A 21,284-nucleotide genomic window follows, 5' to 3' on the forward strand; every position below is an offset into this window, starting at 1 on the left:
GCAAGCATCATGCCCGTCCCGAAGATCGATACCCGAACGCTTGTACTGGCTTGCAATGCAAGGCAGCTGACGGAAATTCAGACCATCTGTGGACTTGCTCGACACCACCGCCTGTGATAAACAGGTCACCCTGCGCACTTGTTCGATGAAATCGCACTGCGCTCCCGCCGGTCCGCGCCCGCCCCGAAGCCCTCGTCGGCAACGGCAGCGCCGGCACCGCGATCATGCACAACCGGACACGGCCGGTCCCGTCACCGTAGACGCGCCGCGCCACGCCGGTATGCCGCACTCGCACGCCGATCTCGCTTGGAGAGGCGGACCCCGCCATGACCCTGCAGACCCCCCAGCCCCCGCCGAGCGCCCTGCGCGCGGTCCTGGGCGCGCTCGACTCGGAGACCGCGCTGCGCCAGCCCGCCGCCGCAGCGCTGCGTCATCCGACCGGTCCACTACTCCCCGCGCATCCGCTCGCGGTGCACGTCCTGGACGGCCCGCGCCCCGAGCTGCCCGCGGCCCGCCGGACCGGCTGGCGCTTCCTGATCAAGGACGGCACCGAGGTGGCCGCCGCCGCCGAGGTGGTGCAGAGCGCCGAGGGCCACACCTTCTCCCACTTCACCGCCGGCCCCTACCTGCACTCGACGATCCGGGCTCTGCGCGAGGCCTGGCAGCTCGCCCAGAGCTCCCGCTCCCGCCGACAGCCCCGGCTGCTCACCTTTCCCGGCCAGTACGCGACGGCGCTCTGGCTGCACAGCCCGGACGCCGACGCCTCCGCCGACCTGCTGATCCCGCTCGCCCCGGCCCCCCTCGGCGTCACCGCCCACCGCGCCCGCCCGGCCGCCGAACTGCTGCCGCTGCTCGTCCGCACCCCGCTCGCCCGGCCGCTGCTGCTCGGCTCCTCCTGAGCCGTACGGTCCCCACCCCCGCGCACCGGCCGCCGGGCCGCCCGCCCGGCGGCCCTTCCCCGTGCTCCTCCCCGTGCGCTTCGCCACCCGCCGAAGCACCCCTCCCGGACCGCCCCACCCCAGCGGTTACCACCCGGGCAGGTCATCCGCCATGGCCCGACCGGGCCATGCACCAGCTGACCCATCGGTGCGTCATTTCCCCTTGGCCCCACCTGAACGGGTGATCTATGCCCGGGAGTTGTGGCGCATGTCACGAAATCCCTGCGCTCTCGTCCACGGATGCCGACACTGGGAACCAGCGTGGAAGGACCACCTGTCCTACCCACTTGAGCGCCGGTCCACACCTGGTCGGCGCGCGGACAGGATCCGGCTGCCGCGGCGGCCCCGGACGGCACGACCTCCCGGGACCGCACCACGGGGGAGGATCGCAGAGCGAAGCGAGGGTACGCGTATGTGCCAGCACCGTCCTGAGTGCCCACCGGCCGAGTCCGAGGACCGCGAGGCGGCCGTGCCGGTGGCCTGCCACCCGGAGCAGGGCTGGAGCCTGCTCTGCAACGGCGTCCTGCTGTTCGAGGACACCGGAGAGCTGCTGCCCGACGGCCGGGTGATCGCCCCGCGCCGCCCCGTCGCCCACGCTGCCTGAGCCGGCACCGGCCCGAGCACGCACGGCGGGGGCAGCCGCCGACCGACGACACGAGAGCACGACGGGCAGGGCCCCGGCGGAGTGATTCCGCCGGGGCCCTGCCGCATGCCGTACCGCCGAACCGGTCAGACGCCGTACTCGTCCAGCGGCGGGCAGGAGCAGACCAGGTTGCGGTCGCCGTACGCGCCGTCGATCCGGCTCACCGGCGGCCAGTACTTGTCCGCCGGGTTCACGCCCGCCGGGAAGACGGCCTCCTGCCGCGAGTAGCCGTGCGCCCAGTCGCCGGCCAGCGAGGCGGCGGTGTGCGGGGCGTTGTGCAGCGGGTTGTCCTCGGCCTCCCACTCGCCCGAGCCGACCTTGTCGATCTCGGCCCGGATCTCGATCATCGCGTCGCAGAACCGGTCGATCTCGTGCAGGTCCTCGGACTCGGTCGGCTCGATCATCAGCGTGCCGGCCACCGGGAAGGACATCGTCGGCGCGTGGAAGCCGTAGTCGATCAGGCGCTTGGCGATGTCGTCCACCGTCACGCCCGTCTCCTTGGTCAGCGGGCGCAGGTCGATGATGCACTCGTGCGCGACCAGCCCGCCCGGGCCGGTGTAGAGCACCGGGAAGTGCGGCGACAGGCGCTTGGCGATGTAGTTGGCGTTCAGCACCGCGACCTGGGTCGCGTGCTTGAGGCCCTCGCCGCCCATCAGCCGGACGTACGCCCAGGAGATCGGCAGGATCGCCGCCGAGCCCCACGGGGCGGCCGAGATCGGGCCGACACCGGTGGCCGGGCCGGCCTCCGCCTGCAGCGGGTGGTTCGGCAGGTACGGCGCCAGGTGGGCGCGCACCGCGACCGGGCCGACGCCCGGGCCGCCACCGCCGTGCGGGATGCAGAAGGTCTTGTGCAGGTTCAGGTGCGAGACGTCCGCGCCGAACTTGCCCGGCTTGGCGAGGCCGACCAGGGCGTTCAGGTTGGCGCCGTCCACGTACACCTGGCCGCCGGCCTCGTGCACCAGGGCGCAGATGTCGGTGATCTGGGTCTCGTACACGCCGTGGGTCGACGGGTAGGTGACCATCAGCACGGCGAGGCTGTCGCGGTGCTGCTCGATCTTGGCCTTCAGGTCCTCGACGTCCACGTCGCCGTCGACCAGGGTCTTCACCACGACCACGCGCATGCCGGCCATCACCGCGGAGGCGGCGTTGGTGCCGTGCGCCGAGGACGGGATCAGGCAGACGTCGCGCTGGGTGTCGCCGTTGGCGTGGTGGTAGGCGCGCACGGCCAGCAGACCGGCGAACTCGCCCTGGGAGCCCGCGTTCGGCTGGATCGAGACGGCGTCGTAGCCGGTGACCTCGACCAGCTGCCGCTCCAGCTCGCGGATCAGGCTCAGGAAGCCCTCGGCCTGGTCGATCGGCGCGAAGGGGTGCAGCTGGCCGAACTCCGGCCAGGTCACGGCCTCCATCTCGGTGGTCGCGTTGAGCTTCATGGTGCAGGAGCCCAGCGGGATCATGCCGCGGTCCAGCGCGTAGTCCCGGTCCGACAGGCGGCGCAGGTAGCGCAGCATGGCGGTCTCCGAGCGGTGGCTGTGGAAGACCGGGTGGGTCAGGTACTCGTCCTCGCGCAGCAGCGCGGCGGGCAGCGCGTCGGCGGCCTCGGCGGCCTCGACCGCGGGGACGCCGAACGCGGCCCAGACGCCGGCCAGGTGCTCGCGGGTGGTGGTCTCGTCGGTGGAGACCGAGATCCGGTCCTCGCCGTCCTGGTGCACGTTGATGCCGTGGGCGCGGGCGGCCTCGGCGATCTCGGCGGCGCGGCCCGGGACGACGGCGGTGACGGTGTCGAAGAACTCGCCGTGCAGCAGCTCGACGCCGCCGGCCCGCAGGCCCTCGGCGAGGGCGGCGGCGTAGCGGTGGGTGCGGCGGGCGATGTCGGCCAGGCCGTCCGGACCGTGGTAGACCGCGTACATCGAGGCCATCACGGCGAGCAGCACCTGGGCGGTGCAGATGTTGCTGGTGGCCTTCTCGCGGCGGATGTGCTGCTCGCGGGTCTGCAGCGCCAGACGGTAGGCGCGGTTGCCGTCGGCGTCGACGGACACGCCGACCAGGCGGCCGGGCAGCGAGCGGGCGTACTCGGCGCGCACCGACAGGTAGCCGGCGTGCGGGCCGCCGAAGCCCATCGGCACGCCGAAGCGCTGCGAGGTGCCGCAGGCGATGTCGGCGCCCAGCGCGCCCGGGGACTTGAGCAGGGTCAGCGCCAGCAGGTCGGCGGCGACCGCGACGATCGCGCCCAGGCCGTGCGCCTGCTCGATCACCGGGGTGAGGTCGCGGACCACGCCGGTGGCGCCCGGGTACTGCAGCAGCACGCCGAAGACGCCGCGCTCGGCGATCTCCGCCGGGATGCCCTCGGACAGGTCGGCGACGACGACCTCGACGCCGGTCGGCACGGCCCGGGTGTTGATCACCGCGACGGTCTGCGGCAGGGTCTCGGCGTCGACCAGGAAGACACCGCCCTTGACCTTGGTGACGCGACGGGCCAGCGCCATCGCCTCGGCGGCCGCGGTGCCCTCGTCGAGCAGCGAGGAGCCGGCGGTGGGCAGGCCGGTCAGGTCGGAGACCACGGTCTGGAAGTTGAGCAGCGCCTCCAGGCGGCCCTGCGAGATCTCCGGCTGGTACGGCGTGTAGGCGGTGTACCAGGCCGGGTTCTCCATGACGTTGCGCAGGATCACCGGCGGGGTGAAGGTGCCGTAGTAGCCCAGGCCGATCATCGGCTGGAGCACCCGGTTGCGGCCGGCCAGCTCGCGCAGCTCGGCGAGGACCTGGGCCTCGGTGCGGCCGGCCGGCAGGTCCAGGCCGGTGATGGAACGGATGGCCTCGGGAACGGCGGTGGCGGCGAGCTCGTCCAGCGAGCTGTAACCGACCGACGCCAGCATCTTCTCCTGGGCGGCGGCGTCGGGGCCGATGTGGCGGTTCTCGAAGGGGCTGGCCAGCTCAAGCTCGGTGAGGGTCGAGGCGCCGGTGGGGCGTCCCGCGTTCGGCTGGGCGTTCATGGTGGTCGAGGCCTCCTGGTCACGGACCGGCGGGGGGTACGCACGCCGGTCGGCCTCGCCGCTGCGGACAGCGGCCGGCCTGGGCGAACGGACCCGACAGGCCTCCCCCTCTGTCATCGGGACCTGAGAGCTTCGCCCGCACGTCGCGCTGTGGGCGCTTCGTCGGCTTGCACCGTCGGTGAGGGTGGTGATCGCCGGCTCCCGCGCCGGCGCTCCTGCCCTGCTTTCCAGAGTGACCTATCCCGCACGGTACGGATGCCTGAGAGATTCCGGGGAGGAGTTGCTCCTTCGGCGCCCCGACCAGCGGTTTTCGCGATCGGAGACTCTCCCGAGCGGGCTCGGCAGTCGCCGCCCAGGGTACCAGCGGGAGGCCCCGCGATCACGGGGGCGTCAGGCCACTCGGGGTCTACGCGCGTCCCCCGGACGGGCGAGCCCGGACCCGTCCGGACGCACCCCGGATGCATCCGTCCGATTCATGGCTTTTGGTGTGAAGTGGCGGACGGAACGGGTGCTCCGGCCGCCGTACCTGCGGGGATTCCGCAGGCACAGCGCACTGGAGGCAAGAGTGCAGACCGACATCGACCCCCGAGACCTCATCGGGCACAAAGCGGTCGACCGCAACGGTGACAAGATCGGCACGGTCGACGAGGTGTACCTGGACGACGCCACCGGCCGGCCGGAGTGGGCCGCCGTCCGCACCGGCATCTTCGGCCGGGACGCCTTCGTCCCGCTGACCACGAGCGAGTTCTCGGGCGACGAGCTCCGGGTCCCGTACGACAAGTCGCTGGTCAAGGACTCGCCGGACTTCGGCGTCGGCCAGCACCTGTCGCCCGCCCAGGAGCTCCAGCTCTACCGCTACTACGGCCTCGACACGCCGGTGGACGGCCTTCCGATCAACGGGGAGCCCGGCCCGACCACCCAACTCAACGGGGAGCCCGGCCCGGCCGCCCAACCGGACCTCGACTTCGGCACCACGGCGCCCGCCGCCAAGCCGTCCGCCTTCCGCTCCCCCGAGCCCGCCCCGACCACCAGCGTCGCCGGTACCACCCCGGCCGGACCCACCACCGACACCGCCCCGGAGGCCAACGTGCGGACCCTCGGCACCCCCACTCCCGTCGGCCCCGCCCCTGTCAGCCCCGCCCCCGTCGGCCCCGCGGTCGAACCCAAGCCGCGGCCCGCCCCGGTCGCGACCGCCCCCGCGGCCGAACCCAAACGGCAGCCCGCCCCGACCGCGGCGACCCCGACCCCCACGACCGCTCCCGCGCCCACCCCCGGCACCCCCGCCCCCGCCGCACCCAGCAGCCCGGTCGAGATCACCTGCCGCGAGGAGCGGCTGGACATCACCACCGAGTGGCACGTCGTCGGCACCGCGAAGCTGCGCAAGTACGTGACCACCGAGCGGGTCGAGCGCCGCGTCCCGGTGGTCCGCGAGCGGGTCCGGGTGGAGCGGACGCCGGTCAGCGAGGCCGAGCGCGCCCCCCTCACCGAGAAGGAGCTCGCCGAGGCCGTGGAGGAGGTCACCCTCCGTGAGGAGCGTGCTGTGGTCCGCAAGCACGTCGTCCCGATCGAGCGGGTCCGCCTGGTGGTCGAGCGCTACTCCACCGAGGAGGTGATCCGGGACGAGCTCCGCCGCGAGCACGTGGAGATCCACGACGACGCGGCGTCCGCCGCCACTGCGGCCCCCTCGCCCCTCTCACCCCCCTCGACGCCCACCCCCACCACCTCCACCTCGGAGAACTCGCGCCCCGCACCCCTGCGCCCGTTCGTCTGACCCCATCCCCCCGCACCAGTCAAGGGCCCCGGACCGCGTCCGGGGCCCTTGCCACGCCCCCGACAATTCTCCTTTGCCAAAGCTTAACCGCTCGATATTTGACACTCTGAACTATCTCCCTGCATGGTTACTTCAGTTCATTCACTATGTACGGGAGGAAGCAACCGTGAGTGAGGCACCACAGCCCACCACCGCGGCCGAGAAGCAGAGCAGCGCCCGGGTCCTGCCGGCCCTCATCCTGGCGATGCTGTCCTACAGCGTGGTGCAGACCGCGGTCGTCCCGATCCTGCCCTCGCTGGCCAGGGAGCTGGACGTCTCGTCCTCCAGCGTCACCTGGCTGATGACCGCCAACCTGCTCTCCGCGGCCGTGCTGACTCCCCTGCTGGGCCGCTTCGGCGACCTCCGGGGCCGCAAGCCGATGCTGCTGATCTCGCTGGCGGGCCTGGTCGCCGGTTCGGCGCTGGCGGTCAGCACCCACTCCTTCACCTGGCTCGTCGTCGCCCGCGTCCTGCAGGGCGCCGCCGGCGGTGTGATGCCGCTGGCGATCAGCATCGTCCGCGACGAACTGCCCCGGCAGAAGGTCACCGGCGGCGTCGCCGCCATCAGCGCCTCGATGGGCGTCGGCTCCGGCCTCGGCCTGGTCGCGACCGGCCTGCTGCTGGAGCACTGGAACTACAAGTCGATCTTCTGGATGGGCCTGCTCTTCGGCCTGCTCGCGGTCGCCCTGGTCGCCTTCCGCGTCCCGTCCGACCCGGTGACCGACAAGGACGGCGGCGCCGACCCGCTCGGCGCCATCACCCTGGCCGGCTGGCTCTCCGCCCTGCTGGTCGCGGTCAGCCAGGGCAACCACTGGGGCTGGACCTCCACCAAGACCCTCGGCCTGTTCGCCGTCGCCGCCGTGGTCGCCCTGATCTGGGGCATCGTCGAGACCAAGGTCTCGCACCCGCTGGTGGACATGAAGATGATGTCCCGTCCGGCCGTCGCCTTCACCAACCTGTCCGGCCTGCTCATCGGCTTCGGCATGTACGGCTCGTTCATGGTGATCAGCAACTTCGCCCAGACCCCGGAGAAGATCACCCACTACGGCTTCACCGCGACCGTCCTGCACGCCGGCGTGATGCTGCTGCCCTCCGCGATCGGCTCGATGGTGGCCGCCCCGCTCGGCGCCCTGCTGATCTCCCGCCGCGGCCCCAAGCTGCCGCTGGTCCTCGGTGGCGTCCTCGGCGCCGTCGCGATGGCGTACCTGGCCCTGCGGCACAGCCACGAGGCCGACATCTACATCTCCTCGGCGATCTTCGGCCTCGGCGTCGGCCTCGCCTTCTCCGCGATGCCCGCCTTCATCAACGGCGCCGTCCCGGCCGAGCAGAGCGGCATCGCCAACGGCATGAACTCCGTGCTGCGCACCGTCGGCGGCGCGATCGGCACCGCCGTGCTGGCCGCGATCCTGACCGGCGACACCATGAAGCTGCCGCCCCAGATCCCGCTGGCGCTGCCCACCCTGGACGCCTACAAGCACTCGTTCTGGACCGCGGCCGCCGTCTGCATCGTCGCCGGCGCCGTCCCGTTCCTGATCCGCACCGTCAAGCCGACCGTCACCGTCCTCGGCGGCTCGGCCCGACAGGACTCCAGCCCCGAGCTGGCCAAGACCGACGCCTGACGAGGCGTCCGCCCCCCGCGCTCAGGGACAGGGCGCGGGGGCCCGGCCTCCGTACGTCGTGAGGGCATCACGAACGTAGGGGGTCCGGCACGGTATGCGGCCCCACCCGGTACTCCCCCCACCGGGTGGGGCCGCTTCGCGTTTCACTCCCCCTCGCCGTCCGCGTCCTCGCCGCGGCGCAACGGCAGCGGCCGGGCCGGCTCCAGCGCCGGGTCGTCCACCGCGAAGGTCCGCACCCGCCCCGGCCCGCTCCACGGCGTCTCGAACCGTACGGTGACCCGCCCGACGCCACTGCCCTGCACCCAGCCCGGCCCGAACTCGGCGTGCCGGACGTCCTGCCCGGGCAGCCAGCGGCGCACCACGACCGCCTCCGGCTCCTCCTCGCTCTCCGCCTCCTCCAGCGCCTGCTCGTGCTCCGCCGCCTCCTCGCGCAGCGCCTGCGCGAACAGGTCCTCCTGGGTGTAGTCGGCCAGTTGGGCCACGCCGACCCCGAGCAGCCGGATCCCGCCGGTGATGTCCACCTGCTCGGCCAGCCGCCGCGCCGTCGCGGTGATCACGGCCTCGTCGTCGGTGGGCCCGCCCAGGGTTTCGGAGCGGGTCAGCGTCGAGAAGTCGAACCGCCGGACCTTGAGCACCACCGTCCGCCCCGAACGGCCCGCCGCCCGCAGCCGCCGTACGCACCGCGCGGCCAGCGCCTCCACCTCGCGCAGCACCCGGTCCCGGTCGGCCAGGTCCACCTCGTAGGTGTCCTCCACCGAGACCGACTTGGCGTCCTGGTCGGCCACCACCGGCCGCTCGTCCAGCCCTATGGACATCTGGAAGATCCCGGCGCCGTGCGCCCGCCCCACCAGCTGGACCAGCTCCGCCTCCCCCGCCTCCGCGAGGTCGGCCACCGTGCTCAGCCCGGCCCGCCGCAGCACCTGCTCGGTGGCCGGCCCGATCCCGGGCAGCGCCCGCACCGGCATCGGGCCGAGCACGGCCCGCTCCTGCCCCGGCTCGATCATCACCAGCCCGTCCGGTTTGGCCTGCTCGGAGGCGATCTTCGCCATCAGCTTGGAGCCGGCCGCCCCGACCGAGCCGGTCAGCCCGGTGCGCAGGTGGATGTCCGCCCGCAGGTCCTCCGCCAGCGCCAGCACCAGCCGCTCGCCCGTCTCGTGGTCCGCCTGCGCCAGCGCCGGGCCGTACGGACCGGCCTCCAGGTCGACGAAGGCCTCGTCCAGGCTCAGCGGCTGCACCAGCGGCGACAGCTCCCGCAGCAGCCCCATCACGATCTCGCTGTTGCTCCGGTACGCCTCGAACCGCCCGGCCAGGAAGGCCGCATTGGGGCACAGCCGCCGCGCCTGCGCCATCGGCATCGCCGAGTGCACCCCGAACTTCCGGGCCTCGTACGAGGCCGTGGAGACCACCCCGCGCCCGCCCAGCCCGCCGACGATCACCGGTTTGCCGCGCAGGCTCGGCTTGGACGCCTGCTCCACCGCCGCGAAGAAGGCGTCCATGTCGAGGTGGATGATGCTCGGCAGAGATCGCACCCGCCGATCATCGCGCACGGGTCCGACAGTGCGTACGAGCCCCGGCCGACGCCGACCGGCCGTGGAGCCCGCGCCTACTCCTTCGCCGCCTCCGCGAGCGCCTTGGTGATGCCGTCCTCCCGGGGCCCGAGGAACACCGGATCCGGCCGCAGCGCGGCGTTGACCGCCGCCTTGCCCGCTCCGGCGATCTCCCGCATCCCGCCGTACAGCCAGGTGGAGTCGTGCAGCTCCGGCACGCCGACCGCGTACGACCGGATCCCCGCCGCCTCGCACAGCGCCAGCGCCCGGCGGACGTGGAAGTCCTGGCTGACCAGCACCGCGTGGTCCACCCCGAAGATCCGGTGCGCCCGGGTGCAGGAGTTCCAGGTGTCGAAGCCCGCGTAGTCCCGGACGACCCGCTCGCCCGGCACCCCGTGCTCGGTCAGGTAGCGGTACATCGCGTCCGGCTCGTCGTACTCGACCCGCCCGTTGTCCCCCGTCACCAGGATGGCCCGCACCTTCCCCTCCCGGTACAGGTCCAGGGCCGCGACCAGCCGGTGCTCCAGGTACGGCGAGGGCCTGCCCTGGTCCAGCCCGGCGCCGAAGACCACCGCGACCGGCGCGGACGGCGCGCTCTCCACCGTGCCCACCCGGTCGTCCGCCGAGAACCACAGCCAGGCGCTCGGCGCCAGCGCCAGCGAGCAGAGCACCGTCGCCGTCTGGAAGACCCTGCGCTGCGTCCGGCGCTGCCGCAGCCGCGCCCGCACTCCCCCGGCCCGACGCCGCAGCAGTCCTGATATGCCGGTGCCGCCCCTCACGTGCCCCTCCCTCGATCGCTTCGCCAGGCAACACGACGAGGCCGTGGGGCCGAACGGTTCCCCGTCCGGCCCCACGGCCTCGTTCACGACGACCGGTGCGTCAGACCGCCCGGTTGCGCCGCTGCGCCAGTTCGTCCGCCGGGTCGTGCCCGACCTGCGTCTCACCGGTGTCGGTCCGCTCCGAGTGCAGCCGCCCGAGGGTCAGCTCCAGCTCCTGCCAGACCGCTCCCACCGCGATGCCGAAGACCCCCTGACCACTCTTCAGCAGATCGACCACCTGCTGCGGCGTGATGCACTCGTACACCGTCGCGCCGTCGCACATCAGCGTCAGCCCGGCCAGGTCCGCGTGGTCGGCCGACTGCAGATGGGCGACCGCCACCCGGATGTTCTGGAGCGAGACGCCCGCGTCGAGCAGCCGCTTCACGATCTTGAGCAGCAGCACGTCACGGAAGCTGTAGAGCCGCTGGCTGGTCGCCGGGTACGCCGTCCGGACGCTGGGCTCCAGCAGTCCGGTGCGGGCCCAGTAGTCCAGCTGGCGGTAGGTGATGCCGGCCGCCGCACAGGCCGTCGGGCCGCGGAAACCGATCAGTTCGGACGTCGGGCCCAGCCGCTCGATCGCGGGCTGGCCCGGTTGCACGGCCGGGAACCGCCCCACCCTGGGCCGGTTCACGGTGCGAGCGGTGCGCGGCACGTGCACGGCGCACAGGCCTCCTGCGGCCGCCTCATCGCCGGTGCTGCTCATGCCTACCTCCGTCCACTCGTGCTGCGGGTAACCCGACCGCGGGCATCGGCCACCCGGACAGCCACTCCTGACGGTAGGCAGTCCCCTATGACCCGTCAACGATCGCCACGCCGGGTCAGACAAACCACATCACTCAGGAGAGTGGTTTTTCGTGCCCCTAGTGTGGGTAGGCCGACGGTTTTTGGCAAAACGGCACACGACACGGCCGGTCAGACCCGTCCGCACTACTGCGGACCGCTGCCCCCGAAGTCCTCGGGCGACACCTGGTCGAGGAACTCGCGGAACTTCTCGACCTCGTCCTCCTGCTCGTCCGGGATCGCGATCCCCGCCTCGGCGAGCACCTCCTCGCTCCCGTAGATCGGCGTACCGGTGCGCAGGGCAAGCGCTATCGCGTCGGACGGCCGGGCGCTGACCTCGACCCCGCCGGCGAACACCAGCTCGGCGTAGAACACGCCCTCCCGCAGGTCGGTGATCCGCACCTCGGTGAGCTGCTGGCCGAGCGCCTCCAGGACGTCCTTGAACAGGTCGTGCGTCAACGGGCGCACCGGCGTCATGCCCTGCTGGGCGAAGGCGATCGCGGTCGCCTCGCCGGGGCCGATCCAGATCGGCAGATAGCGATCTCCCCCGACCTCCCGCAGCAGCACGATCGGCTGGTTGGAAGGCATCTCCACTCGGACACCCACGACGTCGAGCTCATTCACACAGGCAACCCTATGGCTCCGACCCCGGATATGAAAGCGCAGGACCGACGCCGCTGGTCAGCGCGGTGCACCCACCGCGCGAAGGACGCTCCGCACGCTACCCACGGGTCCGCAGGCCGGCCTGGACCATCGCCGCGTGCAGCCGTACGGACAGGGTCGCGAGCTCCCGCGCGGTGGCCTCCGCGTGCGCCCGGGTCTGCGGGTTGCGGTGGCGCCGCAGCGGCGCCACCACCTGGTCCACGAGCGCGATCTCCCGGTCCGCCGCCGCCTTCATCGCCCGCAGGTGCCGCGGCTCCAGACCGTACCGGCCGAGCTCCGCGACCAGCCGGGCCACCTGCAGCGCCTCGCCGTCGTACCCGCCGTCCGGGCCGGGCGTGACCAGCCCGTACGCCTCCCACTCGGCCAGCTCCCGCTCCCCGGCCTCGGCGGCGGCGAGCAGTTCGGCCCGGCCCAGCCGGACCCCGGAGGGCCCGTCCGCGGAGGCCACCAGCTCGCGGTCCGCCTCCTCCAGCGGCCCGGGCCGGGCGTCGGCGGAGGGCAGCGCGGGCGGGTTCTCACCGCGCTCGATCGCGTCCAGGTGCTCGCGGATCACCCGCAGCGGCAGGTAGTGGTCCCGCTGCATCCGCAGGACGTAGGCCAGCCGCTCGACGTCGGCCGGGCTGAACTTGCGGTACCCCGAGGGCGTGCGCTGCGGCTCGACCAGCCCCTCCGCCTCCAGGAAGCGGATCTTGGAGATGGTGACCTCGGGGAAGTCGTCGCGCAGGGCGGCCAGCACCGCGCCGATGCTCAGCAGTTCGTCACCACCGCGCCGCCGCCCGGCGGGCCGGTCCGGCCGGAGAGGCTGTCTGGGGCCCGCGACCACCCCGCGTCCGACCCGGTCCGCCTGGGACCCGGACGACGCTGGGGTGACCGCCCCGAGAGAAGAGGAAGGGGGATTCGTATTCACTCGGGCTCCTGCCGATGTTGGTTTCAGTACCCCCGGTTGTGGCCGGCGAAGAACACCAGCCGGTACTTCCCGATCTGCACCTCGTCGCCGTTGTTCAGCCGCACCTCGTCGATCCGCTCACGGTTGACGTAGGTGCCGTTCAGGCTGCCCACGTCCGCGACGCTGAAGCCGGCCGGGGTGCGGCGGAACTCCACGTGGCGCCGCGACACCGTGACGTCGTCCAGGAAGATGTCGCCCTGGGGGTGACGGCCGGCCGTGGTGATGTCCGAGTCCAGCAGGAACCGGCTGCCCGAGTTCGGGCCGCGCTGGACGATCAGCAGGGCCGAGCCCGGCGGCAGCGCGTCGATCGCCGACAGCACCTCGGCCGACAGGGCCGGCGTCGCGCCGGTACCGGTCGTGGTGGTGGGGTCGTACGACTCCAGGCCGGAGATCGAGATGGTCGAAGTGGTCTCCGCCGCCCCCTCGGGCAGCAGGCCACCACGCAGCGCGGCACCGCAGTTGGAACAGAAGCGGGCCGCGGCCGGGTTCTGGTTGCCGCACCTGGGGCACGGAGTGGGGCCAGCCATGTTCACAGCCTCCTGGCGCGGCACACCCGACGGGTTGTGCCCGGCGTACGGTTCCGGGGCAAACCCTCCACCAGAGGTTGAGGGTCCTGACGGGAAACCTATGCGCGGGTCACCGGAGGGGTCAACCGACGCGCCGTAGCTCGCCTGATTCCCTGCGTACTGGGCGGCCGCGCCATCACGGTACAGCTGCTGTCCCGCGTACGGAGCGGCGTCGGGGGCGGGGCGCATGCCCGGCACACCCGGCTCGTCCTCCGGCCTGCGGTGCCGCGCGGTGGGCGCCTCGACGGAGGCCGCGTTACGGCCCTTGTTGCGACCGAACAACTTCGAGAAGAAACTCACGGGCGAATCCCCTTGCGTGTGACAGACCCGCCCGCGGGGCAGGGTGAGAACCTCGGACGGGCTGCGGGCCCGGTTACGGCCCGAGCCCGCTGGAGCGGTACTCCGGTGGTTGGTACTGCGGTTGATGCTACGGAGCGTACCGGTGCGAACCAGTCTCGCTCACCCGACGGCGGCGCCCCGAACCGGGTGCCACCCGCCCGTGACGGGCCGTTCGCCGGGCGCCCCGTCACTTCGAAGCCGGCTTGGCGTACTGCGGCGTCTTCAGGTCCACGAGGGCGTCGACGACCACCTTCTGCTGCTGGGTGATCGTCGCCCGCGCCTGGTGGCTCTCCAGCGTGCGGACGACGCCTCCCGGGATGTTCAGCGCGGGCGTCAGGTCCTGCGGGTTCCCGACGACGGTGAAGCGGTAGGGCTGTGAGACCTTCTTCCCGTCGATCTGCACCCCGCCGCCCGACAGGTCGGTGAAGTAGGTGTTGACCACCACGCGCACATCGTTGATCTGAATCGCCTCCGCCCCCGCCGCTCGAAGTTCCTGCAGGGTGTCCAGCAGCATATCCGCCTTCACCTGCCCTTGGGGATCATCGACCGTGAGTACGATGCCCGGACCAGTGGCTTTGACCGTACCGGCCAGCACGCCCAGTTCCGTCATCTTCTTCCTGGTCTGCTCCTGGGCCTCCTTGGCCTGGTTGGAGCTGTTCTCCAACTTGGCCAGGGACTGCTCCAGCTCAGCCTTCTCCTGCTGGAGACGCTGCTGACGGCTGTCCAGTTCGTCGAGGATCCGGACCAGGTCCTCCTGGCGGGCCCCGCGCAGCTGGCTGTGGTGGTCGTTGGTCGAGCGCACCTGGATCGCCAGCGCCAGGCCGAGCGAGAACAGCAGCAGCGCCACCACCAGCTGCCCGCGCGACAGCCTCGGCGGCCACAGCGCCGCCTTCAGCCGCCGCCGACCGGCGTTCCGGTCCGCGGCCGGCTCCTGCCCGGCGGGCTCCGGCTCGACGGCCTCGCCCTCGGTCTCCGGCTCCTGCCCGGCCACGGGCTCCGGCGTCGCGGGCCCCGGTTCCGGCGTCGCGGCCTTCGTCAGGCGTACCGCCGGCTCCGGCTGCCGCGGCCCGGCCTCAAGCTCAGCCTCAGCGTCAGACTTGTCCCCGGCGCCGGACTTCGCCGGCTCCGCCTCGGCCCCGGCAGCCTCCTCGGCCGCCTCGGGCTCCTCCGGAACGGACTTCTGCTCCGGATCCGGCTCAGCCGACCCGACGGCCTTCCCGGCCGCCTCCTCACCCGCCCGCGCGTCCGGCCCCGCGGCGGTCTCCTCGACCGCCGCCGGCTTCTTCTCCTCCGCCTCCCCGCGGCCCGGCTCAGGCACGGAAGACATGGCGCCGGATCGCGGCCGCGTTGGAGAAGATGCGGATGCCGAGGACGACGACCACACCGGTCGACAGCTGCGAGCCGACGCCCAGCTGGTCACCGAGGAAGACGATCAGCGCTGCGACCACCACGTTCGACAGGAACGAGACGATGAACACCTTGTCGTTGAAGATCCCGTCCAGCATCGCCCGGACACCACCGAACACCGCGTCCAGTGCCGCCACCACCGCGATCGGCAGGTAGGGCACGACGGCGTCCGGCACCTCGGGTTGGACGAAGACGCCGACGACCACCCCGATCACGAGACCCAGTACGGCAATCACGGTCTAGCTGCTCCTGTCGTGGTCTTGACGGGTCCGCTGGACGGACGCCGCTTGGGGCTCGGGCCACCACTGGTGGCGGATGGTGAAACGGACGCGCTGGCGCTCTCCGGGGTTCCGGGGCCACCCGACGGAGTTCCGGCCGGGCCGGCGGACGGGGACGCCGACGGGCTCGCGGTGGGCGAGGGCTCGGGCGTGACCGGCTGGGCGTCCCGGAGCGTCACACCGACCGCCGCGGGCAGCGTCAGGCTCTTCTGCGCCGAGAGCGTCGACCTGATGCCGTACTTCTCCTGGAGCAGCCTCAGGTACTGCCCGGCCATGTCGTTCTCGAAGGCGGTGAGGAGCTTCGGCCCGTCACCGATCGCCTGGATGTTGTACGGCGGCACCAGCGGCCGGTTGTCGACCAGGACCGCCTCGCCCGCGGCCCGGATCGCGGAGAGCGCGGTGAGCCGCTGGCCGTTGATCGAAACGGCCTCGGCGCCGTTGCCCCACAGGCCGTTCACCACCAGTTGCAGGTCACGGTCGCGCAGCCGCCCGCTGTTGGAGAAGCCCTGCCCGGCCCTCGGGTCGACGTTGCCGCCGCTGCCCGTCCCCGGGGCGTCCTCCAGGACCAGCTTCACCCCGGGCCCGGTGACCTCCCCCAGCCCCACCTCGCCGGTCACGCCGCCCGAAGTGCCCTCCCCCGAGGAGAGCGCCTGCTGCTGCGTGTCGTCAACCTTGCGCCGGAGTTCCTGGACCTGCTTCTGGAGCTGGTCGGCCGAGCTGTTGCTGTCGTTGATCCGGTGGATCAGCGCGTCCCGCTCCTTGGCCAGCGTCGGCTGCGCCTTGTGCGCGTTCACCGCGCCGACCGTCACCACGGCCCCCACCAGGGCCAACCCCGCCCCCAGCGTGAGCAGGCCCGGCAGCGTCCGGGGTATCCGACTGTCGCGCTCACCGCCCCGGGCCGCGGCCGCCTCGGCGTAGCCCTCGTCCAGGCTGTGGTCCATCACGTTGGTCAGCAGGGACATCGAGGCGTCCGGGCGGTTGTACCGCCCGTTCGGGGCACTCGGCGTCGGCGTTGCTGGCATGCGGCCCATCGTGCCACGTCGGCGAAGGGGCCAGCGCACGGCCCCTGAGCTGCACACACGCTGCACACATGACGGAAGTGATGGATCGTTCCGAATGATGCGAAACCGGACAACGGGGTGCGCGGACCACACCGCGCACCCCGCCGATCGGACCACTCGCGTGTTCAGACCCTCCAGGGGCTCAGGTCGTCACCGCCCCGCGCCGTCGACCACCGCCGCCCACTCGTCCAGCAGCGCCTCGGTGGCCTCGTCGTCCGGGCCTTCGGCCCACAGGTGGGTGATCGCCTCGGCCGGGTCCGGCAGCACCAGCGTCCAGCGTCCGTCCGCCTCGACCACCCGGACGCCGTCCGTGGTGTCCAGCCGCCGGCTGCCGGCCGCCTCCACCACCGATCGCATCACCATGCCCTTGGCCGCCCACGGCGTCGCGATGTCCCGGCGCCGGATGTGCGCCTGCGGGATCCGCGCGTCGATCTGGCTCAGCGTGAGCTGGGTGCGCGCCACCAGGCCGACCAGCCGTACGAAGGCCGCGGCGCCGTCCAGCACCCCGCTGAACTCCGGCACCACGAAGCCGCCGCGCCCGTCGCCGCCGAACACCGTGCCCTCGGCGGAGGCCGCCTTCGCCAGGTCGTCCGGCGTCGTCGTGGTCCAGATGACCTGGGTTCCGTGGTACGCCGCGACCTGCTCGGCGATCCGGGTCGTGGTCACCGGCAGGGCGACCTGACCGCTGCGCCGCTCGGCCGCGACCAGGTCCAGCAGCACCAGCAGCGCCCGGTCGTCGTCGATGACCCGGCCCAGCTCGTCCACGAAGGCCACCCGCTCGCCGACCGGGTCGAAGCGGACGCCGAAGGCCGCCCGCGAGGAGGCCACCAGCTCGCCGAGCCTCGCCAGCCCGGCCCGCCGCTCCTCCGCGTCCTCGGTCGGCCGCGCCTCGTCCAGCCCGCTGGAGACGGTGAGCGCCTCCACCCCGAGCCGGCCGAGGATGCTCGGCAGAACCAGCCCCGCGCTGCCGTGCGCGGTGTCCACGACCACCTTCAGCCCGGCCTCCCGGACGCCCGTGATGTCCACCGTCCGCAGCAGGTTGCCCGCGTAGGAGTCGAAGACGCTGGACGGGAACGTCAGGTCCCCGATCTCACCGGGGAACGCCCGCCGGTACTCCTGGCGCGCGTAGACGCGGTCGAGCTTGCGCTGCCCGGCCTGGGACAGGTCGGCGCCGCGCTCGTCGAAGAAGAGGATGTCCAGCGAGTCCGGCACCCCCGGCGTGGTCCGCAGGAAGATCCCGCCCGCACTCCCCCGAGCCGTGTGCTGCCGGGCCACCGGCATCGGCACGTTCTCCAGGTCCCGGACGTCGATCGCGGAGGTCTGCAACGCCGAGATCATCGCCCGTTTGAGCGCACGCGCACCTCGCGAGTGGTCACGCGCGATGGTGACGGTGGCCCCCTTCTTCAGCGTCGTGGCGTACGCACCCGCCAGCCGGACGGCCAGCTCCGGCGTGATCTCGACGTTCAGGATCCCCGAGACACCGCGGACCCCGAAGAGGTGTTCCTGCCCGCGGGACTCCCAGATCACCGAGGTGTTGACGACGGCGCCAGCCTCGATGGTCTTGAACGGGTAGACACGGACGTTCGCCGCGATGATCGACTCCTCGCCGACCAGGCACTCGTCCCCGATCACCGCGCCGTCCTCGATCCGCGCGGCCCGCATCACGTCGGTGTTCTTGCCCACCACGCAGCCGCGCAGATTGCTCTGCGGTCCCACGTACACGTTGTCGTGCACCACCGCCCGGTGGAGGAAGGCACCGCGCTTGACGACCACGTTGCTGCCGAGCACGGTGTGCTCGCGGATCTCCACGCCGGCCTCGACCTTGGCGTAGTCCCCGATGTACAGCGGCCCCCGCAGCACGGCCTCGGGGTCCACCTCCGCCCCTTCGGCCACCCAGACACCGGGCGAGATCTCGAAGCCGTCGAGCTCGACGTCGACCTTGCCCTCCAGGACGTCCGCCTGGGCCTTGCCGTAGCTCTCGTGGGTGCCCACGTCCTCCCAGTAGCCCTCGGCCACGTAGCCGTAGACCCGCTTGCCCTCCTTCAAGAGTTGAGGGAAGACGTCGCTCGACCAGTCGACGGACTCACCCGCAGCGACGTAGTCGAAGACCTCGGGTTCCATCACGTAGATGCCCGTGTTCACCGTGTCCGAGAAGACCTGCCCCCAGGTCGGCTTCTCCAGGAAGCGTTCGACCCGGCCGTCCTCGTCCGTGATCGTGATGCCGAACTCCAGGGGATTCGGCACCCGGGTGAGACAGACGGTGACCAGAGCGTTCTTGCTGCGGTGAAAGTCGATCAATTCGGAGAGGTTGAAGTCGGTCAGCGCGTCACCGGAGATCACCAGAAAGGAATCGTCCTTGAGCGCGTCCTCGGCGTTCTTGACACTCCCCGCAGTACCGAGTGGCGACTCCTCGTGGGCATAGGTGAGATGCATGCCCAGTTCCTCGCCGTCACCGAAGTAGTTCTTGACCAGTGACGCCAAGAACTGAACGGTGACGACTGTGTCGGAGAGGCCGTGCCGCTTCAGCAGCCGAAGCACGTGCTCCATGATCGGCCTATTGGCGACCGGAAGCAGCGGCTTCGGCATGCTGGAGGTCATCGGGCGGAGTCGGGTTCCCTCGCCCCCTGCCATTACAACGGCTTTCATTACGGGTGAGTCCTCCTTCGCGGTGCTGAACCTGCAGGTCCATCAAACCGTTCCAGAGGTTCTCTACCCGGAAGGTATCGTCCGACGCACCGATACGGCGTGGGACTTCTCTCAGATCACGTCTCAGACAGTGGACGCCGAGCCCGACGAGCTCGCCTTGATGATCTGCCGCGCCTGAACCGCGTAAAGAATGGCCGACCACCAGTACAGCGTGGTCCCCCACACGATGAAGGCCCAGCTCACCACCTCGGCCGGCCGCGCGATCCAGTTGTCCATGCCGCCGAGCAGCAGAAGCGGAAACGCGTACATCAGATTGAAGGTCGCGGCCTTCCCGAGGAAACTCGTCTGCAGCGGCCCGTAACCGTGCTTGTTCAGCATGGGCAGCAGCGCGGCGATAAACACCTCGCGGGCCAGCAGAATCGCCGTCACCCACCACGGCAGAAACTCACGCCAGGTCAATCCGACCAGCGTGGACAGCACATAGAGCCGGTCGGCCAGCGGATCCAGAAGCTGCCCCACCCGGCTGATCTGCCCCCACCGCCTGGCGAGCTTCCCGTCCAGGTAGTCACTGACGCCGCTCAGCGCCAGGATCAGCAGTGCCCAACCATCGTTCTTGGGACCGTCGAAGACGGGCCACAGAATGAGCCAGAGAAAGAGCGGAACACCGACCAGCCGGCCCATGCTCAGCAGGTTGGGGATGGTGAGGACGCGATCGGTCTGGACCCGCGTCTCCTGGACCTCCACGCCGGGGGCCTCCTGTCCCATGTGATGACAATGCATGTTGACCCTACAACAGAGAAGCCCCCGCCCGGTTCACCCGGCGGGGGCTTCTCTCGAGCAACTGAGGACAAGCCCTCGGCCTATTAGTACCGGTCAACTCCACCCCTCACAGGGCTTCCATATCCGGCCTATCAACCCAGTCGTCTACTGGGAGCCTTACCCTCTCAAGGAGGTGGGAGTGCTCATCTCGAAGCAGGCTTCCCGCTTAGATGCTTTCAGCGGTTATCCCTCCCGAACGTAGCCAACCAGCCATGCCCTTGGCAGAACAACTGGCACACCAGAGGTTCGTCCGTCCCGGTCCTCTCGTACTAGGGACAGCCCTTCTCAACACTCCTACGCGCACAGCGGATAGGGACCGAACTGTCTCACGACGTTCTAAACCCAGCTCGCGTACCGCTTTAATGGGCGAACAGCCCAACCCTTGGGACCTACTCCAGCCCCAGGATGCGACGAGCCGACATCGAGGTGCCAAACCATCCCGTCGATATGGACTCTTGGGGAAGATCAGCCTGTTATCCCCGGGGTACCTTTTATCCGTTGAGCGACGGCGCTTCCACAAGCCACCGCCGGATCACTAGTCCCTACTTTCGTACCTGCTCGACCCGTCAGTCTCACAGTCAAGCTCCCTTGTGCACTTACACTCAACACCTGATTGCCAACCAGGCTGAGGGAACCTTTGGGCGCCTCCGTTACCCTTTAGGAGGCAACCGCCCCAGTTAAACTACCCACCAGACACTGTCCCTGATCCGGATCACGGACCCAGGTTAGACATCCAGCACGACCAGAGTGGTATTTCAACGACGACTCCACCATGACTGGCGTCACGGCTTCAAAGTCTCCCACCTATCCTACACAAGCCGAACCGAACACCAATATCAAGCTATAGTAAAGGTCCCGGGGTCTTTCCGTCCTGCTGCGCGAAACGAGCATCTTTACTCGTAATGCAATTTCACCGGGCCTATGGTTGAGACAGTCGAGAAGTCGTTACGCCATTCGTGCAGGTCGGAACTTACCCGACAAGGAATTTCGCTACCTTAGGATGGTTATAGTTACCACCGCCGTTTACTGGCGCTTAAGTTCTCAGCTTCGCCTGGACGAATCCAAGCTAACCGGTCCCCTTAACGTTCCAGCACCGGGCAGGCGTCAGTCCGTATACATCGCCTTACGGCTTCGCACGGACCTGTGTTTTTAGTAAACAGTCGCTTCTCGCTGGTCTCTGCGGCCACCCCCAGCTCAAGGCGCAAGGCCCATCACCAGGAATGGCCCCCCTTCTCCCGAAGTTACGGGGGCATTTTGCCGAGTTCCTTAACCATAGTTCACCCGAACGCCTCGGTATTCTCTACCTGACCACCTGAGTCGGTTTGGGGTACGGGCCGCCATGAAACTCGCTAGAGGCTTTTCTCGACAGCATAGGATCATCCACTTCACCACAATCGGCTCGGCATCAGGTCTCAGAC

The 21,284-nt window shown here is 70.7% G+C and carries 16 protein-coding genes, 1 rRNA gene, 1 pseudogene and 1 riboswitch (1 of these 19 only partly in view); of the genes and pseudogenes, 5 read left to right on the top strand and 13 right to left on the bottom strand.

Annotation, left to right across the window (positions count from 1 at the left end; translation table 11 throughout):
- Window positions 1–326 precede the first annotated feature (326 nt).
- A complete protein-coding gene (locus RZ50_RS24330; protein ID WP_196947577.1) occupies window positions 327–899 on the top strand; it encodes a hypothetical protein in 573 nt (190 codons plus the stop codon).
- A gap of 451 nt (window positions 900–1,350) precedes the next feature.
- Window positions 1,351–1,542 carry a DUF5999 family protein gene (locus RZ50_RS24335; RefSeq protein WP_196947578.1) on the top strand — a complete coding sequence of 64 codons (192 nt, stop codon included), beginning with the start codon at window positions 1,351–1,353 and terminating at the stop codon, window positions 1,540–1,542.
- 125 nt (window positions 1,543–1,667) lie between these two features.
- Here RZ50_RS24335 and gcvP read toward each other — a convergent pair whose 3' ends face one another.
- Entirely contained in the window at window positions 1,668–4,568 is a 2,901-nt protein-coding gene (gcvP, locus tag RZ50_RS24340; RefSeq protein WP_196947579.1) for an aminomethyl-transferring glycine dehydrogenase, read from the bottom strand.
- Window positions 4,569–4,805: 237 nt separating this feature from the next.
- Window positions 4,806–4,909, bottom strand: a riboswitch (glycine riboswitch).
- 224 nt (window positions 4,910–5,133) lie between these two features.
- Between gcvP and RZ50_RS30215 the strand changes: the two are divergent.
- The 3 genes and pseudogenes from RZ50_RS30215 to RZ50_RS24350 all read left to right on the top strand — a co-directional run.
- Window positions 5,134–5,454, top strand: a pseudogene (locus RZ50_RS30215) (PRC-barrel domain-containing protein); the annotation flags it as partial.
- Window positions 5,446–6,339 carry a DUF2382 domain-containing protein gene (locus RZ50_RS30220; protein WP_374199995.1) on the top strand — a complete coding sequence of 298 codons (894 nt, stop codon included), beginning with the start codon at window positions 5,446–5,448 and terminating at the stop codon, window positions 6,337–6,339. The pseudogene RZ50_RS30215 and the gene RZ50_RS30220, both read left to right, overlap by 9 nt.
- Before the next feature lie 166 nt (window positions 6,340–6,505).
- On the top strand, window positions 6,506–7,996 hold the full coding sequence (locus RZ50_RS24350) for an MFS transporter (RefSeq protein ID WP_196948375.1): 1,491 nt from the start codon (window positions 6,506–6,508) through the stop codon (window positions 7,994–7,996).
- A gap of 143 nt (window positions 7,997–8,139) precedes the next feature.
- Here RZ50_RS24350 and RZ50_RS24355 read toward each other — a convergent pair whose 3' ends face one another.
- The 12 genes from RZ50_RS24355 to RZ50_RS24410 form a co-directional block, all read right to left on the bottom strand.
- The gene (locus RZ50_RS24355) at window positions 8,140–9,525 is read right to left on the bottom strand and encodes a DNA polymerase IV (RefSeq protein WP_196948374.1); all 1,386 of its coding nucleotides are present in this window, start codon (window positions 9,523–9,525) and stop codon (window positions 8,140–8,142) included.
- A gap of 74 nt (window positions 9,526–9,599) precedes the next feature.
- Window positions 9,600–10,322: an ElyC/SanA/YdcF family protein gene (locus RZ50_RS24360; RefSeq protein WP_308272187.1), complete on the bottom strand. Its 723-nt coding sequence runs from the start codon at window positions 10,320–10,322 to the stop codon at window positions 9,600–9,602.
- Between the two features lie 100 nt (window positions 10,323–10,422).
- Window positions 10,423–11,064, bottom strand: a complete 642-nt coding sequence (locus RZ50_RS24365) for a MerR family transcriptional regulator (RefSeq protein ID WP_196948373.1) — start codon at window positions 11,062–11,064, stop codon at window positions 10,423–10,425.
- A 224-nt stretch (window positions 11,065–11,288) separates the two neighbouring features.
- Window positions 11,289–11,765: a bifunctional nuclease family protein gene (locus tag RZ50_RS24370; protein WP_030303568.1), complete on the bottom strand. Its 477-nt coding sequence runs from the start codon at window positions 11,763–11,765 to the stop codon at window positions 11,289–11,291.
- 97 nt (window positions 11,766–11,862) lie between these two features.
- Window positions 11,863–12,555 (bottom strand): MerR family transcriptional regulator, encoded by a 693-nt coding sequence (locus RZ50_RS24375; protein ID WP_196948378.1) that lies wholly within the window; start codon window positions 12,553–12,555, stop codon window positions 11,863–11,865.
- Between the two features lie 179 nt (window positions 12,556–12,734).
- Window positions 12,735–13,277, bottom strand: a complete 543-nt coding sequence (locus tag RZ50_RS30225) for an FHA domain-containing protein (RefSeq protein WP_308272190.1) — start codon at window positions 13,275–13,277, stop codon at window positions 12,735–12,737.
- 565 nt (window positions 13,278–13,842) lie between these two features.
- A complete protein-coding gene (locus RZ50_RS24385; protein WP_308272192.1) occupies window positions 13,843–14,973 on the bottom strand; it encodes a DUF881 domain-containing protein in 1,131 nt (376 codons plus the stop codon).
- Entirely contained in the window at window positions 14,966–15,298 is a 333-nt protein-coding gene (locus RZ50_RS24390) for a small basic family protein (protein WP_196948370.1), read from the bottom strand. The genes RZ50_RS24385 and RZ50_RS24390 overlap by 8 nt, the downstream gene beginning before the upstream one ends.
- A complete protein-coding gene (locus RZ50_RS24395; protein WP_308272195.1) occupies window positions 15,295–16,362 on the bottom strand; it encodes a DUF881 domain-containing protein in 1,068 nt (355 codons plus the stop codon). Before RZ50_RS24395 ends, RZ50_RS24390 begins: the two co-directional genes overlap by 4 nt.
- Before the next feature lie 189 nt (window positions 16,363–16,551).
- Window positions 16,552–19,047 (bottom strand): mannose-1-phosphate guanyltransferase, encoded by a 2,496-nt coding sequence (locus RZ50_RS24400; protein WP_196948369.1) that lies wholly within the window; start codon window positions 19,045–19,047, stop codon window positions 16,552–16,554.
- Between the two features lie 123 nt (window positions 19,048–19,170).
- Window positions 19,171–19,791, bottom strand: coding sequence for a CDP-alcohol phosphatidyltransferase family protein (locus tag RZ50_RS24405; RefSeq protein WP_196948368.1), 621 nt, complete (start codon window positions 19,789–19,791; stop codon window positions 19,171–19,173).
- A 99-nt stretch (window positions 19,792–19,890) separates the two neighbouring features.
- Window positions 19,891–21,284: ribosomal RNA gene (locus tag RZ50_RS24410) — 23S ribosomal RNA — on the bottom strand; it runs 1,643 nt beyond the window's last position.

Origin of the sequence: Kitasatospora sp. SUK 42 (assembly GCF_015776785.2) — a bacterium.
GTDB lineage: Bacteria > Actinomycetota > Actinomycetes > Streptomycetales > Streptomycetaceae > Kitasatospora.